Annotated in this window: 9 protein-coding genes, 13 tRNA genes and 3 rRNA genes; 24 read left to right on the top strand and 1 reads right to left on the bottom strand. The window is 47.0% G+C overall.

All coding sequences use genetic code 11. From position 1 onward, the window contains the following. The first annotated feature begins 83 nt into the window (after positions 1-83). The 16 genes from rrf (DMB88_RS26200) (at position 84) to DMB88_RS26125 (ending at position 4720) form a co-directional block, all read left to right on the top strand. Positions 84-200 (top strand): 5S ribosomal RNA (rrf, locus tag DMB88_RS26200). Positions 201-235: 35 nt separating this feature from the next. Continuing rightward, positions 236-312 (top strand) — tRNA-Ile (locus tag DMB88_RS26195). A 21-nt stretch (positions 313-333) separates the two neighbouring features. Beyond that, positions 334-409 (top strand) — tRNA-Ala (locus DMB88_RS26190). 204 nt (positions 410-613) lie between these two features. Further along, positions 614-3534: ribosomal RNA gene (locus DMB88_RS26185) — 23S ribosomal RNA — on the top strand. Between the two features lie 76 nt (positions 3535-3610). After that, a 5S ribosomal RNA gene (gene rrf, locus DMB88_RS26180) occupies positions 3611-3727 on the top strand. A gap of 83 nt (positions 3728-3810) precedes the next feature. After that, positions 3811-3886 (top strand) — tRNA-Asn (locus DMB88_RS26175). A gap of 3 nt (positions 3887-3889) precedes the next feature. Then, positions 3890-3962, top strand: a tRNA-Thr gene (locus DMB88_RS26170). An 11-nt stretch (positions 3963-3973) separates the two neighbouring features. Beyond that, positions 3974-4044 (top strand) — tRNA-Glu (locus DMB88_RS26165). 7 nt (positions 4045-4051) lie between these two features. Further along, positions 4052-4127: transfer RNA gene (locus DMB88_RS26160), tRNA-Val, on the top strand. A gap of 9 nt (positions 4128-4136) precedes the next feature. Next, positions 4137-4211: transfer RNA gene (locus DMB88_RS26155), tRNA-Gln, on the top strand. Positions 4212-4220: 9 nt separating this feature from the next. Continuing rightward, a tRNA-Lys gene (locus DMB88_RS26150) sits at positions 4221-4296 on the top strand. A 6-nt stretch (positions 4297-4302) separates the two neighbouring features. Next, positions 4303-4382: transfer RNA gene (locus DMB88_RS26145), tRNA-Leu, on the top strand. 10 nt (positions 4383-4392) lie between these two features. Beyond that, positions 4393-4467 (top strand) — tRNA-Gly (locus DMB88_RS26140). A gap of 5 nt (positions 4468-4472) precedes the next feature. After that, a tRNA-Arg gene (locus DMB88_RS26135) sits at positions 4473-4549 on the top strand. Between the two features lie 15 nt (positions 4550-4564). Next, positions 4565-4638 (top strand) — tRNA-Pro (locus DMB88_RS26130). A gap of 11 nt (positions 4639-4649) precedes the next feature. Beyond that, positions 4650-4720 (top strand) — tRNA-Gly (locus DMB88_RS26125). Positions 4721-5023: 303 nt separating this feature from the next. Here the strand turns inward: DMB88_RS26125 and DMB88_RS26120 are convergent. Then, positions 5024-5347: a WGxxGxxG family protein gene (locus DMB88_RS26120; RefSeq protein WP_128103662.1), complete on the bottom strand. Its 324-nt coding sequence runs from the start codon at positions 5345-5347 to the stop codon at positions 5024-5026. Positions 5348-5984: 637 nt separating this feature from the next. Between DMB88_RS26120 and ppc the strand changes: the two genes are divergently transcribed. From ppc to DMB88_RS26080, 8 genes are all read left to right on the top strand, one after another. Beyond that, the gene (gene ppc / locus DMB88_RS26115) at positions 5985-8777 is read left to right on the top strand and encodes a phosphoenolpyruvate carboxylase (protein WP_128103661.1); all 2793 of its coding nucleotides are present in this window, start codon (positions 5985-5987) and stop codon (positions 8775-8777) included. Between the two features lie 268 nt (positions 8778-9045). After that, positions 9046-9612, top strand: coding sequence for an RNA polymerase sigma factor SigW (sigW, locus tag DMB88_RS26110; protein ID WP_056693475.1), 567 nt, complete (start codon positions 9046-9048; stop codon positions 9610-9612). Between the two features lie 133 nt (positions 9613-9745). Beyond that, positions 9746-10360 carry a zf-HC2 domain-containing protein gene (locus DMB88_RS26105; protein WP_128103660.1) on the top strand — a complete coding sequence of 205 codons (615 nt, stop codon included), beginning with the start codon at positions 9746-9748 and terminating at the stop codon, positions 10358-10360. A 423-nt stretch (positions 10361-10783) separates the two neighbouring features. Continuing rightward, positions 10784-11623 (top strand): diadenylate cyclase CdaA, encoded by an 840-nt coding sequence (gene cdaA, locus DMB88_RS26100; protein WP_128103659.1) that lies wholly within the window; start codon positions 10784-10786, stop codon positions 11621-11623. After that, positions 11616-12152, top strand: a complete 537-nt coding sequence (locus tag DMB88_RS26095; protein WP_164848795.1) for a CdaR family protein — start codon at positions 11616-11618, stop codon at positions 12150-12152. Before cdaA ends, DMB88_RS26095 begins: the two co-directional genes overlap by 8 nt. A 23-nt stretch (positions 12153-12175) precedes the next feature. Beyond that, positions 12176-13102 (top strand): CdaR family protein, encoded by a 927-nt coding sequence (locus DMB88_RS26090; protein WP_164848794.1) that lies wholly within the window; start codon positions 12176-12178, stop codon positions 13100-13102. Positions 13103-13243: 141 nt separating this feature from the next. Next, a complete protein-coding gene (gene glmM / locus DMB88_RS26085) occupies positions 13244-14584 on the top strand; it encodes a phosphoglucosamine mutase (protein WP_128103656.1) in 1341 nt (446 codons plus the stop codon). A 324-nt stretch (positions 14585-14908) separates the two neighbouring features. Beyond that, positions 14909-15166 carry a hypothetical protein gene (locus DMB88_RS26080; RefSeq protein WP_128103655.1) on the top strand — a complete coding sequence of 86 codons (258 nt, stop codon included), beginning with the start codon at positions 14909-14911 and terminating at the stop codon, positions 15164-15166. Positions 15167-15168 lie beyond the last annotated feature (2 nt).

Below are 15168 nucleotides of genomic sequence, written 5' to 3'. Positions count from 1 at the left end.
CGGAAACATTCAAATATCAAATCTAGTCAGGTCGGCTAGTTACTCACTCGTTGCTCAGTTTTGAGAGTTCAAACTCTCAAACGTTTGGTGGCGATAGCGAAGGGGTTCCACACGTTCCCATCCCGAACACGACCGTTAAGCCCTTCAGCGTCAATGGTACTTGGACCGCAGGGTCCTGGGAGAGTAGAACGCCGCCAAGCGTAACCCATTATGGGTTCCAAAGTAAATATAATGTGGGCCCTTAGCTCAGTTGGTTAGAGCGCACCTCTGATAAGGGTGAGGCCGGTGGTTCGAGTCCACCAGGGCCCACCATTTACACCTTAAATTTAATATGGGGCCATAGCTCAGCTGGGAGAGCGCCTGCCTTGCAAGCAGGAGGTCAGCGGTTCGATCCCGCTTGGCTCCACCAACAAGATTTTATAAGCTTGTTCTTTGAAAACTAGATATCGAAACGAAAGTAAATGCGAATTAGAACATTCCTTTTTAGCTGAACTTGTGTAAACAAGTTTCAATAAAAACGGTAGATTGCTGGAGCGAGTGATCGAAATGGAGCGACTTTTGGATTTGGACGTAGTCCAAATCAAGCGGAGCGACAGCTCGAACACGAGCGAATGGTTAAGCTACTAAGAGCACACGGAGGATGCCTAGGCGCTAGGAGCCGATGAAGGACGTGGCGAACAACGAAACTGCCTCGGGGAGCTGTAAGCAAGCTTTGATCCGGGGTGTCCGAATGGGGAAACCCAGCTGGGGTAATTTCCAGTTACACCTAACTGAATACATAGGTTAGTGTGAGGCATACCAGGGGAACTGAAACATCTAAGTACCTTGAGGAAGAGAAAACAATAGTGATTCCGTCAGTAGCGGCGAGCGAACGCGGAACAGCCCAAACCAAGGAGCTTGCTCTTTGGGGTTGTGGGACGTCTCACATGGAGTTACAAAGGAACCGGTTAAACGAAGAGGTCTGGAAAGGCCCGCCAAAGAAGGTAAAAGCCCTGTAATTGAAAGTCTGTTCCCTCCGAGACGGATCCCGAGTAGTGCGGGGCACGTGAAACCCCGTATGAATCCGGCAGGACCATCTGCCAAGGCTAAATACTTCCTAGCGACCGATAGTGAAGCAGTACCGTGAGGGAAAGGTGAAAAGCACCCCGGAAGGGGAGTGAAATAGAACCTGAAACCGTGTGCTTACAAAAAGTCAGAGCCCGTTTTAGGGGTGATGGCGTGCCTTTTGTAGAATGAACCGGCGAGTTACGTTCCCGTGCAAGGTTAAGGTGAAGAGCCGGAGCCGCAGCGAAAGCGAGTCTGAATAGGGCGATGTAGTACGTGGACGTAGACCCGAAACCGGGTGATCTACCCCTGTCCAGGGTGAAGGTGCGGTAACACGCACTGGAGGCCCGAACCCACGCACGTTGAAAAGTGCGGGGATGAGGTGGGGTAGCGGAGAAATTCCAATCGAACTCGGAGATAGCTGGTTCTCCCCGAAATAGCTTTAGGGCTAGCCTCGGAAAACAGAGTCGTGGAGGTAGAGCACTGATTGGGTGCGGGGCCCGCAAGGGTTACCAAGCTCAGTCAAACTCCGAATGCCATAGACTTACTTCCGGGAGTCAGACAGTGAGTGCTAAGATCCATTGTCAAAAGGGAAACAGCCCAGACCATCAGCTAAGGTCCCCAAGTGTGTGTTAAGTGGGAAAGGATGTGGAGTTGCACAGACAACCAGGATGTTGGCTTAGAAGCAGCCACCATTTAAAGAGTGCGTAATAGCTCACTGGTCGAGTGACTCTGCGCCGAAAATGTAACGGGGCTAAACACACCACCGAAGCTATGGCTTGATGCTTGCATCAGGGGTAGGGGAGCGTTGTATAAGGGTTGAAGGTGTACCGTAAGGAGCGCTGGACATTATACAAGTGAGAATGCCGGTATGAGTAACGAAAAGATCAGTGAGAATCTGATCCGCCGAAAGCCTAAGGGTTCCTGAGGAAGGCTCGTCCACTCAGGGTAAGTCGGGACCTAAGGCGAGGCCGAAAGGCGTAGTCGAAGGACAACAGGTCGAAATTCCTGTACCACCGTAAGCCGTTATGAGCAATGGGAGGACGCAGTAGGGTAGTGACGCAGGCTGATGGATGCCTGTCCAAGCAGTGAGGCTGATGTGTAGGCAAATCCGCACATCGTAAGGCTGGGCTGTGATGGGGAGTGAAAATTACAGTAGCGAAGGTCATGATCTCACACTGCCAAGAAAAGTCTCTAGCCAGGTGATGGTGCCCGTACCGCAAACCGACACAGGTAGGCGAGAAGAGAATTCTAAGGCGCGCGGAAGAACTCTCGTTAAGGAACTCGGCAAAATGACCCCGTAACTTCGGGAGAAGGGGTGCCCCGGTAGTGTGAATAGCACGAGGGGCCGCAGTGAAAAGGCCCAAGCGACTGTTTAGCAAAAACACAGGTCTGTGCGAAGCCGTAAGGCGAAGTATACGGGCTGACGCCTGCCCGGTGCTGGAAGGTTAAGGGGAGCGGTTAGGAGCAATCCGAAGCTGTGAACCGAAGCCCCAGTAAACGGCGGCCGTAACTATAACGGTCCTAAGGTAGCGAAATTCCTTGTCAGGTAAATTCTGACCCGCACGAATGGCGTAACGACTTGGGCGCTGTCTCAACGAGAGATCCGGTGAAATTTTAATACCTGTGAAGATGCAGGTTACCCGCGACAAGACGGAAAGACCCCATGGAGCTTTACTGCAGCTTGATATTGAATTTGGGTACGATCTGTACAGGATAGGTGGGAGCCTTTGAAGCCGGAGCGCCAGCTTCGGTGGAGGCACCGTTGGGATACCACCCTGATCGTATCTAGGTTCTAACCTGGTACCGTAATCCGGTGCGGGGACAGTGTCAGGTGGGCAGTTTGACTGGGGCGGTCGCCTCCTAAAGAGTAACGGAGGCGCCCAAAGGTTCCCTCAGAATGGTTGGAAATCATTCGAAGAGTGCAAAGGCATAAGGGAGCTTGACTGCGAGACCTACAAGTCGAGCAGGGACGAAAGTCGGGCTTAGTGATCCGGTGGTACCGCATGGAAGGGCCATCGCTCAACGGATAAAAGCTACCCTGGGGATAACAGGCTTATCTCCCCCAAGAGTCCACATCGACGGGGAGGTTTGGCACCTCGATGTCGGCTCATCGCATCCTGGGGCTGAAGTAGGTCCCAAGGGTTGGGCTGTTCGCCCATTAAAGCGGTACGCGAGCTGGGTTCAGAACGTCGTGAGACAGTTCGGTCCCTATCTGTCGTGGGCGTAGGAAATTTGAGAGGAGCTGTCCTTAGTACGAGAGGACCGGGATGGACGTACCGCTGGTGTACCAGTTGTTCCGCCAGGAGCACCGCTGGGTAGCTATGTACGGACGGGATAAGCGCTGAAAGCATCTAAGCGTGAAGCCCCCCTCAAGATGAGATTTCCCAGTATGTAAGACCCCTTGAAGACGACGAGGTAGATAGGCTGGGGTGGAAGTGCAGTAATGCATGGAGCTGACCAGTACTAATCGGTCGAGGGCTTATCCAATTAGCACGTTCTAATCGCAGACTTTCGTTTCGAATCTAGTTTTCAGAGAACAACACTCTGAGATGTAAGCTACGCGTTTGGTGGCGATGGCGGAGGGGTTCCACACGTACCCATCCCGAACACGACCGTTAAGCCCTCTAGCGCCGATGGTACTTGGACCGCAGGGTCCTGGGAGAGTAGGACGCCGCCAAGCGAACTCTTTCATCATACATAGAAACAGGCTCTGCATGTGGATTTGTACGATGAATTGCATTTGCTCATGCAAATGCATAACATTCCCTGATAGCTCAGTTGGTAGAGCACTCGACTGTTAATCGAGTTGTCACAGGTTCGAGCCCTGTTCGGGGAGCCATTTGCTCTCATAGCTCAGTAGGTAGAGTGCATCCATGGTAAGGATGAGGTCACCGGTTCGATCCCGGTTGAGAGCTTTGGTAAGTGAGGCCCGTTGGTCAAGGGTTAAGACACCTCCCTTTCACGGAGGTAACAGGGGTTCGAATCCCCTACGGGTCATATAGATGGAGGCTTAGCTCAGCTGGGAGAGCATCTGCCTTACAAGCAGAGGGTCGGGGGTTCGATCCCCTCAGCCTCCACCATTTAATTATTGGGGATTAGCCAAGCGGTAAGGCAACGGACTTTGACTCCGTCATGCATAGGTTCAAATCCTATATCCCCAGCCATTTTATTTTGAGTCATTAGCTCAGTTGGTAGAGCACCTGACTTTTAATCAGGGTGTCGAAGGTTCGAGCCCTTCATGACTCACCATTATATGCGCGTGTGGCGGAATTGGCAGACGCACTAGACTTAGGATCTAGCGTCTTTGACGTGGGGTTCAAGTCCCTCCACGCGCATCCTTTATTTGCGGAAGTGGCTCAGCGGTAGAGCATCGCCTTGCCAAGGCGAGGGTCGCGGGTTCGATTCCCGTCTTCCGCTCCATATTTGCGCCCTTAGCTCAGCTGGATAGAGCGTTTGACTACGAATCAAAAGGCCGGGAGTTCGAATCTCTCAGGGCGCGCCATTATTTTTTTTATATCGGGATGTAGCTCAGCTTGGTAGAGCACCTGGTTTGGGACCAGGGGGTCGCATGTTCAAATCGTGTCATCCCGATTTTATCGTATGCGGGTGTAGTTCAATGGTAGAACTTTAGCCTTCCAAGCTAATAGCGTGGGTTCGATTCCCATCACCCGCTTATATTTTGATGAAAAGTCCTGCATTTGCAGGGTTTTTTTGTTTTCAGTACATTTGTTTTATTAGGAGTTACCTTATGTTTAACCCGGGTCTACCTAATGGCCTCCTTTTTAGCATCTTAAGTACTTCAATATGGCATTATGAATTAGCTATAACAGACAGAAGCCCTCTCATAGGAGAAGGGCTTCTGTCTCATTCATCTCGTTAAAGTGGATGCAGCAGTCGTAACACTTTTGAGCATTCGCTCATTAAGATGAATGTCCTAGAACGTGTATAGCGCTAACACTGTATTGAGCCACGTATTTTAACGGTGATCGTGGTCTGTTGCTCTTTTGCGCATACCTGCCAACCCTAGAAGTCCAAGGAGACCTAGCCAACCCCAGTCCATTCCTCTGTCACGGTCTGTTGTTGCAGCATTCGTACGAATACTGTTGGTACGGTAATCCCCATTGCGTACGTTGTAAGCATTGGGATTCGTGTAATTGTTGTTTCTGTAGTTGCTATTCTCGTACTCCGTAATTTGCTTCTCCGTGTGGTTCATATTATTTGTTGTGGTATGAGCAGAAGCGGATCCCGCAAGTGATACCGCCAATGCAACAGAAGCAACGATTGTGCAAACTTTTTTCATGATAATGTATCCTCCCTTCAGTGATGTGCTGCGTGTTTAATATCCCCAAAGGAAGCCCTTCATTATGTAGTAATTTCATACGTTAATAAAAACCAATTTTTTAATGGGGATTTGGATAAGTTAAGATAGAGCATGGTTTGGGCGCAAATAATTATTCGAAGCAGCTCCTTCGAATAGATGTCTGTAGGTGATATCAAGATATAACACAGAGAGGAAAGTTAAAAAAAATCTAGAATTTATTGCGTCACTGTGATAAAGTATACAAAAGCTTGCTTTGCCGGTCATGTTTCTTTGTGCAGTATCTTGCTTATACAAACAATAGTAAGTGTATCGATACTTTTTATTCCGTACCAACACTCAACCATCTAGGCTGTATATTTATGAATTTTTAAGTATAGGTATAAGTTTTGGATGATGAGGAAAGTACGTGAAAAAGGTATCATGCAGTAGCTATTGTCCATTAAATGAAGCAGAACAAGGAAATGCATAATAAAGCGCGTTTTTATGATCAAAATCGGGGTTAATCCCCATTTTTACTAGTAGAAAAATAAAGATTTTCGTACCATTTTATTGTATGATGTTATGAAGGTGTCAAATTTTCGTGTACGAATGCGAACGATCAGATGGGAGGATAAGCATGACTGAAACTATGGTAACCGCCAGCAAAAGCCAATCGAACAATCTGCTTCGGAGAGACGTGCGGTTCCTGGGTAACATACTCGGAGAAGTTCTAGTCCACCAAGGGGGCACAGAGCTTCTCGATATCGTTGAGAAGATTCGGGAAACGAGCAAGTCGTTACGTGCAGAATTTTTGCCTGAACTGTATACAGAGTTCAAAACGATGATCCAGGAATTAGACTCGGAAAATCGCCACCAGGTTATTCGAGCTTTTGCAATTTATTTTCAATTAGTTAACATTGCTGAACAAAACCATCGGATCCGGCGTAAAAGGGATTATGAACGCTCTGCGGGAGATACTGTACAGCCAGGATCCATTGAGAAAGCCGTACAGGATCTGAAAGAACGTGGGTTGTCTCATAAGGAAGTAGAAGAGATTCTAGATGAATTGTCACTGGAACTGGTTATGACTGCTCATCCAACTGAGGCAATGCGCCGAGTGATTCTGGACATCCATAAACGGATATCAGAAGATGTCATGCTTCTTGATAATCCTACGCTAACGTTGCGTGAACGTGAGCAGTTGCGTGAGAAGTTGTTGAATGAGGTTATTACCCTCTGGCAAACAGACGAACTCCGTGACCGTAAACCGACTGTACTGGATGAAGTACGGAACGGGATGTATTACTTTCATGAAACGTTGTTCCACGTACTTCCGGACGTATATCAGGAGCTTGAACGCTGCCTGAACAAATTTTACCCTGACCATGACTGGCATGTGCCGACGTATTTGCGCTTCGGTTCCTGGATTGGTGGAGACCGGGACGGAAATCCTTCGGTAACTTCAGAGGTAACATGGCAAACGCTTCTGATGCAGCGCAAGCTCGCATTGCGTGAGTATCAGCGGATTATGATTGAATTGATGGGACATCTCAGCTTCAGCACCAATATTATTCATGTTTCCGATGAGCTGGTGCAGTCGATCGAGCAGGATCGTAACTGTGTCACATTGAAGAAAGTGGATATTTGGCGCAACGAGAAAGAGCCTTATCGCATCAAACTTGCCTATATGATCGCTAAATTAAACAATGTGCTTGATGAAAATAAAGTAGGTCAGCCAGACCGCTATAGTGGCGCTCAGGACTTGATTGATGATCTGATGATTATTGATCGCAGCCTACGTCATCACTTCGCAGATTACGTGGCAGACACAACCATTCGCAAAATGATCCGTCAAGTCGAATTGTTTGGCTTCCACACAGCTGCACTTGATGTACGTCAACATAGTAAAGAGCATGAAAATGCAATGTCAGAAATTCTGGCTAAAATGAACATTGTAGAAGATTATGCTCGCCTCACAGAGGATGGCAAAATCGATTTGCTTGCTCGATTGCTCGAAGATCCACGACCACTGACTTCTCCTTATCACCAATACAGTGAGGGAACGAAGGAATGTCTGGATGTCTTCCGTACAATTAAACGAGCTCAGAACGAGTACGGTTCAACCTGTATCACAAGTTACCTGATTAGTATGACCCAAGGTGCAAGTGATCTTCTCGAGGTAATGGTATTTGCTAAGGAAGTAGGCTTGTTCCGTAAAGGACAAAATGGAGAGATCGAATCTACGCTTCAAGCAGTTCCTTTGTTTGAAACGATCGATGACCTTCATGCTGCTTCTGAGATCATGCAGAAGTTGTTCAACCTTCCGGTATATCGCGCAAGCGTAAGTGCCCGAAATGAGTTGCATGAGATTATGCTTGGGTACTCAGATAGTAATAAGGATGGCGGAGTAGTGACTGCGAACTGGGAATTGCGTGTTGCAATGAACGCGATTACGGCAGTGGGTAACGAACACGGCGTCAAACTGAAATTCTTCCATGGACGTGGCGGTGCTCTGGGGCGTGGAGGTATGCCACTCAACCGTAGTATCCTGGCACAGCCACCACACACTATTGGAGGCGGCATTAAAATTACGGAGCAGGGTGAGGTTATCTCATCACGCTACTCTCTCCAAGGGATCGCTTACCGCAGTTTAGAGCAGGCGACCTCAGCGTTGCTTACGGCTGCACTCAACGGTTTGGAGCCACAAGAGTCAGTATCTGAGCAACAGTGGGATGACATCATTAGAGAGATCTCTGAGGTATCACTCACGAAATATCAAGATCTCATTTTCCGTGATCCAGATTTCTTCAATTTCTTCAAGGAATCAACACCGCTGCCTGAGGTGGGTGAGCTTAACATTGGTTCACGTCCATCCAAACGGAAAAATAGCGATAAATTTGAGGATCTTCGAGCAATCCCTTGGGTATTCGCTTGGACTCAAAGTCGTTATTTGCTCCCAGCATGGTATGCGGCAGGAACGGGATTACAAAGCTTCTATCAGGATAAAGAGGAAAACCTCGCTGTTCTGAAAGAAATGTATGCAAACTTCCCATTCTTCCGTACATTGATCGATACGGTTCAAATGGCCGTTGCCAAAGCGGATCTTGTCATTGCCAAGGAATACTCTGCGATGACGTCTAACAAAGAAGCACGGGATCGTATCTATGGCCAGATTGAAGCGGAATTTAAGCTTACGAAAGAGCTTATCCTGAAGATTACGGGTGAAACTGAGATTCTGAATGACGTACCCGTTATTCAGGAATCGATTAGACTGCGTAACCCATATGTGGATCCATTGTCCTATATGCAAGTACAGCTTCTGAGTGAACTGAGAGATATGCGTGAACGTGGCGAAGATGACACAGAGTTGCTTCGCGAAGTGTTGCTTACCATTAATGGTATTGCTGCAGGTCTCCGGAACACAGGCTGATATAGCAAGTTAGAAGAATATTCGGAATGAGCTATTCGTTTTGAGCGCCGGATGTTTGTACAGTAAAATAAACGATTCTCTCATCAGTTTCAGCGAGAGATAAGACGGGACTCCAACTGGAGTTCCCGTTTTTACTGTTTTTGGCGGATATTTTGTGGCACAGTCTTGATTTTTGACCAAAGTTGATTTACGATTTGATTGGTGAATCACAAGTGTGGACGGGTATCAGAAGGCGGAAGACCCATCAGCATGTCTGGGGGAATTAGAGGTGGACAATTTAGAGAACAGGCTACTTAAGCTGGTACTTAAGGGTGATCAGCGAGCCTTTGCAGAGATCGTTGAATTATATAAGGACAAACTGTTTCATTTGGCATACCGGATGCTGAACAACCGTCATGAGGCTGAAGACGTTGTGCAGGAGACGTTTTTGCGTGTGTTTCGAAATATGGAGAAATATGATCCGAATCAGAAGTTTTCCACCTGGATCTACCGGATCGCGACGAACTTGTGTATCGACCGGTTACGTAGGAAGAAGCCTTCTTACTCTTTGGATGCGGAGCTGAATGATCAGGAAGGATCTGACGGTTATGCGATGCTCCCAAGTGATGATCGTACTCCTGAGAGCGAAGCGCTTCTGTCAGAAACGCAAACACTCATTCGTGAGGCCATTGACAGTTTACCTGCCAAATATAAATCAGTGATGATTTTAAGATATTTACAGGACTTGTCGTTACAGGAAATCAGTGATGTCACGGGCATGCCCGTAACAACGATCAAAACACGTGTGCACCGTGGTCGTGATTTTTTGAGGAAAAAATTAGAATATAAGCTGTAATTGCTCAATTAAAATTTTGGGCGAAATTATTTGAAACATATCCGAAACGGATGCGTATGTAATGTATGCAAGTCTTATGTATGCTTTTTACAGATGCAAGGACTAAGTGATTGAAGAAAGGATTGGCTCTCATATGGATTGCAACTCGGCCGTCTCTTTAATGCATGAATGTTTGGATGAGTCGTTGTCCCCGGCACAGAAGATTGAACTGAAAGGTCATCTTGTGACGTGTCCGGAGTGTCGCATGCGCTTTAAAGAGTTAGAACAGACGGAAATGCTCCTTTTTGCCATGAAACATTATTCACCGTCTGCCTCGGATGAGCTGACCAATCGAATTATGAACGCTCTGCCCCAGCCCAAGAAACAGCAGTTTTGGCTCAAATGGGTCAAAGGACATCCCGCGCTGACGGCGGCAGCCTTCTTTTTGGTCGTGATGCTCTTTAGTGCTTGGAGTTTCTGGGATCAGAATAACGAAATGGTCGTTAAAGGCAATAATCTGGATCAGATCGTCATCGAAGGAAATACGGTTATTGTTCCGGCAGGCAAGTCAATTGCGGGCGATCTTACTATAGAGAATGGAACCGCCCAGGTATACGGTGACGTAGACGGCAATTTGACGATTATCGACGGACAATTGTTTCAGGCATCAACAGCGCATATTTCTGGTCAGGTAAAAAGTATCGATCAGGCGCTAGATTGGTTCTGGTACAAAATAACCAATATGGTGAACGAAGTAGCTTACCGCTAATACAGGGTGAATTCTTCAATGGTCAATACCAAGCAGGGTACCTCAAGATTGCATGGGGTACTCTTTTTTTATATGGATGAACTGTATTCGTTGAATTTGCATGGTTTATGTAAAGTTTGTGACCCCGTAACTTGCAACCTGAACGTGAACGTTATAACCTAGATACTAAAGAGAACATACTACTACATATAGATAAGCACTTGCATAAGTCCTAAGAACTTCTCTCCATTAGCCAGATCTAGATCTTAAGGTAGCATATACCTGTACGCTGGTGGAATTAGGACACTTCTTACTATTCACTTCAATACTTGAAGCGAACGGGCGGAATATTGCAAAGTGCAGAGATAAAGGATTACTTAAAATCCTAATGGGTTAATATGAGATCAGGGTTTACTCATCAATGGGGATAGCGGGGGCTGGCTTATGAATTATTTTGCTGACTTAACGTGGAAAGAGTCCATTAAGGACGTTATCGATATATTGATTGTTACCTATATTATGTACAAACTGATTCTGCTTGTACGGGGTACGCGTGCGGTTCAGCTTCTTAAAGGGATTCTGTTCCTTGTGCTGATCTGGGCTCTAAGCACGTGGCTAAACTTGTATACACTCAAATGGCTGATGAACCAGATGTTTACGTTTGGTGTTGTTGCGGTGTTTATTATCTTCCAGCCCGAGCTTCGTCGTGGTCTGGAGCAATTGGGTCGAGGTAAGCTGTTTGGACGATCAGCGGCAGCGAGTGATGAAGAATTAACTGTGTTAATTGGTGAAATTATTAAGTCTGTGAATTATTTGTCACGACGTAAAATCGGTGCACTCGTTGTATTTGAACGGGAAACCGGTCTCAATGACTACACCGAATCAGGTATACAGATGCAATCTCTCGTCAGCTCGGAGCTGATGATTAATATTTTCATTCCGAATACACCATTACATGATGGTGCGGTTATTATTCAGGGTAAACAGATCTCCGCGGCAGCCTGTTATTTGCCTTTATCCGAGAATCCGTTTATCAGCAAAGAACTAGGCACTCGTCACCGTGCAGCGATCGGTATTACCGAGGTTGCAGATGCGATATGTTTAGTTGTCTCTGAGGAGACTGGCCAAGTGTCGCTGGCGATGAATGGACAAGTGGTGCGTGACATCAAGGAAGAATCACTTATTGCCAAACTGTACGAGGAGCTGCGCCCTACATCCAATCTGAACAAAAAGAATGGCTGGACTACCTTCTGGAAACGGAAGGGGGGACGTAACAATGGATAAATGGTTCAATAACAATAACTTTGCGAAAATTCTTGCATTAGCGGTTAGTTTGCTACTCTGGTTCATGATTCATCTCGATGAGGTGCCAACGACGCCAACCATTGCAACAGGTTCAACGAGTCGCATTGTGGAGCGTACGGTACCTGTGCAGCCTTATGGGCTAGACAGCAATTCGTATGTACTTACGTCCTTGAGCACGGATGAAGTTCGTTTGGAGATCAAGGGACAGCGTTCTATGCTGACATCAATATTCACTAATGATGATTACAAAGTGCTTGTAGATCTCAGCGAGGTCAAGGATGGTTCGAACACCTTGCCACTTGTACCCGATCTGCCATCCGGCGTCGAGGTTGTCAGCATGGAGCCTTCGATGGTCACCGTGAATGTTGAAAAGCTGGGCACCAAATCCTTCAATGTGAATATTGTACCCGAAGGAGAACCTGCCGCTGGATACAGCGCTGGGACGCCTGTGGTTGAGCCTTCAGGTGCAGTTAAGGTCACTCTCCCGAAGGACAGTTGGAGGCTGTAGCGAAGGTACAGGGCAGTGTGAGCGTGAAGGATGCGAAAGGTGATATCACTCAGAAAAAAGTGAAGCTTCAGGCATATGATGCGGAAGGCAAGGTAATCGATAATGCAGTGGTTTCACCAGAAACGGTGGAAGTGCGGATTCCGGTTAATCAGCCCTATACAACTGTGCCCTTGAGGATCAAATATTCGGGACAGCTCCCGGAAGGATTGGTTCTGTCTAAGGTAGAACCTAACGTGAAAGAAGTCTCGGTTTATGGTACAGAGGAGGCGCTTGCGGGTATCCAGTCCTACGACCAACTAACCCTGGATCTCACTCAGTTTGAACAGACTGGTGAATCGACAGTTAACCTGGACTTGACGCCGCCTCCCGGTTTTGAGAAAATCGAGCCTAGTTCGATTCAGCTTAAGGTAACTGTAGCACCGTACGATGAAAAAGAAGAGACGACCAAAGTCTTTCCAAACGTACCCATCACCCTCACAGGGATCGGAAACGGGTTGGAAAGCGAATTGGTTACACCCAAGAGTGGCGGGTTGAATATTACGCTCAAGGGTTCTTCAAGTATGCTCGAAGGTCTGAGTAGTGATGATATCAAACTATCCGCAGATCTTCGTGGTTTAGCGGTGGGCAATCACGAGGTTGAGGTATCCGCCGATCTGCCACGATTTGCTGAACTCGATGAATCTTCCGATAATTTGAGTGCCACGGTAAAAATTACGGAAAATGCGGATGAAACCACAGTTACTCCTAGCGAGGATGCTACGGACGAAGATACAGTGGGACCGGAGCCTTCACCTGCAGAAGTGGAGAACGGTAATACGGAGCCAGTTCCTGAGGAGGAAGAAACCGAATCGAATACGGAAACACAGGAGCAGAATCAACAAGGCAACGTACCGAATCGGGGAAATACGAATAGCAATAGTAACGCAAACAGTAGTGGATCGAATCCATAGTGATTCGAATCGTCAATTTGAATATTAGTGCGTGTTCAAAAGGTAGATGCCGAGGCATCCTTCGTAATCAAAAGCGGACTTTTTGAATAACCTCTATTACATTTTATGCTCTTATATGATGCGAATAAAAGGAGTTAGATCATGGGGAAATATTTTGGTACAGACGGTGTAAGAGGGGTTGCTAATAAAGAATTAACAGCAGAACTTGCATATAGCATTGGACGATGCGGAGGCTACGTGCTTGCAGGTGGCGTGGAAAGACCTAAAGTGGTAATCGGTATGGATACTCGGATCTCGGGACTTATGCTTGAATCCGCACTTGTGGCAGGTCTGTTATCCATTGGAGCGGATGTCATTCGAATTGGTGTTGTATCCACTCCAGGTGTGGCATATCTTACACGTGTATTGAAGGCAGATGCTGGCGTTATGATCTCTGCTTCTCACAATCCAGTTGAGGATAACGGAATTAAATTCTTTGGCGGAGATGGCTTCAAGCTATCTGATGAGACGGAGAACCGGATCGAAGAGCTAATGGATGCTGAGACAGACGAATTGCCACGTCCTGTAGGTGGCGGTCTAGGTACAGTGACTGTTGATGAGCAATCACGATTCCGTTATTTGGATTTCTTGAAAAAAACCGTTAATGAATCGTTCTCAGGACTCAAAGTTGTACTAGACTGTGCGAACGGAGCTGCCTATGAGCTGGCGCCAAAATTGTTCAGCGAACTAGGTGCCGAAGTCATTGCGATTGGTGCTGAGCCTAATGGCCTGAACATTAATGAGCAATGTGGCTCTACACATCCAGAGCATTTGAAACAAGAGGTGCTCAAACATAAGGCAGATCTTGGTCTTGCTTTTGACGGTGATGCGGATCGACTGATTGCGATTGATGAGACAGGTGCAGAAGTGGATGGGGACTTCATCCTGTGTATCTGTGGGGATGCGATGAACCGTGCCGGCAAGCTGAAGGATAGTACTGTTGTATCCACGGTAATGAGTAATATCGGATTCTACAAAGCCACAGAGAAACTGGCACTCAAAACAGCTAAGACAGCAGTAGGTGACCGTTATGTAATGGAGGAGATGCGCCGCGGTGGGTACAATCTGGGCGGAGAGCAGTCTGGTCACGTTATTTTCCTGGATTACAACACAACAGGTGACGGCATGCTGACTGCGATTCAACTCGTGGACACACTTAAGGCATCTGGCAAAAAGCTTAGCGAACTGAAATCACTTATGACTCAGTACCCACAGGTGTTGGTCAATGTGCGTGTTCAGGATAAGAGCAAATATGAAGGAAATACTGCAATCGGCGAAGCTATTGCCGTTGTTGAGAAGCAACTTGGCGATAACGGCCGCGTACTTGTTCGTGCCTCAGGTACCGAGTCATTGATTCGTGTCATGGCGGAAGGACCGGATAAGGTAGAGCTGGAGCAATTTGTAGCGCAAATTGCTGATGTAGTACAAAAAGAATTAGTATAAGTCACACAGCGGATATACGATTACTGGGAGTATTTTGATCAATATATGGATCTAAGCGTATAGTCCCGAAGTATCGCCCATATTGTGATATAATAGAGTATTACATTCATAAACTCACATCCTAGACCGGTGAGACCATCGGTCTGTTTAACTGGTCTGGCATGTGGGTAAATATGCTGAAATTGTTACAGGTACTTTGCTCCATTGCAAAATGAACCTGACCTGCATATAATGAGTGGAGTCGTCATTCAGACACAGAAAGTGAGGATCGTAAGGTATCAGTTACACAAGCGCCAGAGCTTGAAGTTGCGCGGGAAGTATCTTGTGTCACCATATCTATTTGAACATAGAGTATGGATGAACAGGATCAACGGCAATCAAGCTGACGAGGTGGAGGTGTTCGGATTGTTCGGCGGGGACCTCCCGGTGATGCATCAGAGCCGTGAACCGGATTTTGCGGAAAATGGATGGGTGACTGTCCACACAACGCGTCGGTGGGTGCAGGATATAAATAAAAATACAAATGAATGTGCACGAAGAGCACTATGGGTGCGCGCACGGGAAAATGATGTACATTCATGATT

Source organism: Paenibacillus sp. DCT19, from assembly GCF_003268635.1.
In the GTDB taxonomy this organism is placed as follows: domain Bacteria; phylum Bacillota; class Bacilli; order Paenibacillales; family Paenibacillaceae; genus Paenibacillus.
Note: the sequence above shows the minus strand (reverse complement) of the source record. Positions and strands in the feature narration are given on the sequence as shown.

Excerpts from the sequence above, each read along its gene's own strand:
- DMB88_RS26120 (WP_128103662.1), bottom strand. The coding sequence starts at position 5,347 with ATGAAAAAAGTTTGCACAATCGTTGCTTCTGTTGCATTGGCGGTATCA.
- DMB88_RS26105 (WP_128103660.1), top strand. The coding sequence starts at position 9,746 with ATGGATTGCAACTCGGCCGTCTCTTTAATGCATGAATGTTTGGATGAG.
- cdaA (WP_128103659.1), top strand. The coding sequence starts at position 10,784 with ATGAATTATTTTGCTGACTTAACGTGGAAAGAGTCCATTAAGGACGTT.
- glmM (WP_128103656.1), top strand. The coding sequence starts at position 13,244 with ATGGGGAAATATTTTGGTACAGACGGTGTAAGAGGGGTTGCTAATAAA.
- DMB88_RS26095 (WP_164848795.1), top strand. The coding sequence starts at position 11,616 with ATGGATAAATGGTTCAATAACAATAACTTTGCGAAAATTCTTGCATTA.
- ppc (WP_128103661.1), top strand. The coding sequence starts at position 5,985 with ATGACTGAAACTATGGTAACCGCCAGCAAAAGCCAATCGAACAATCTG.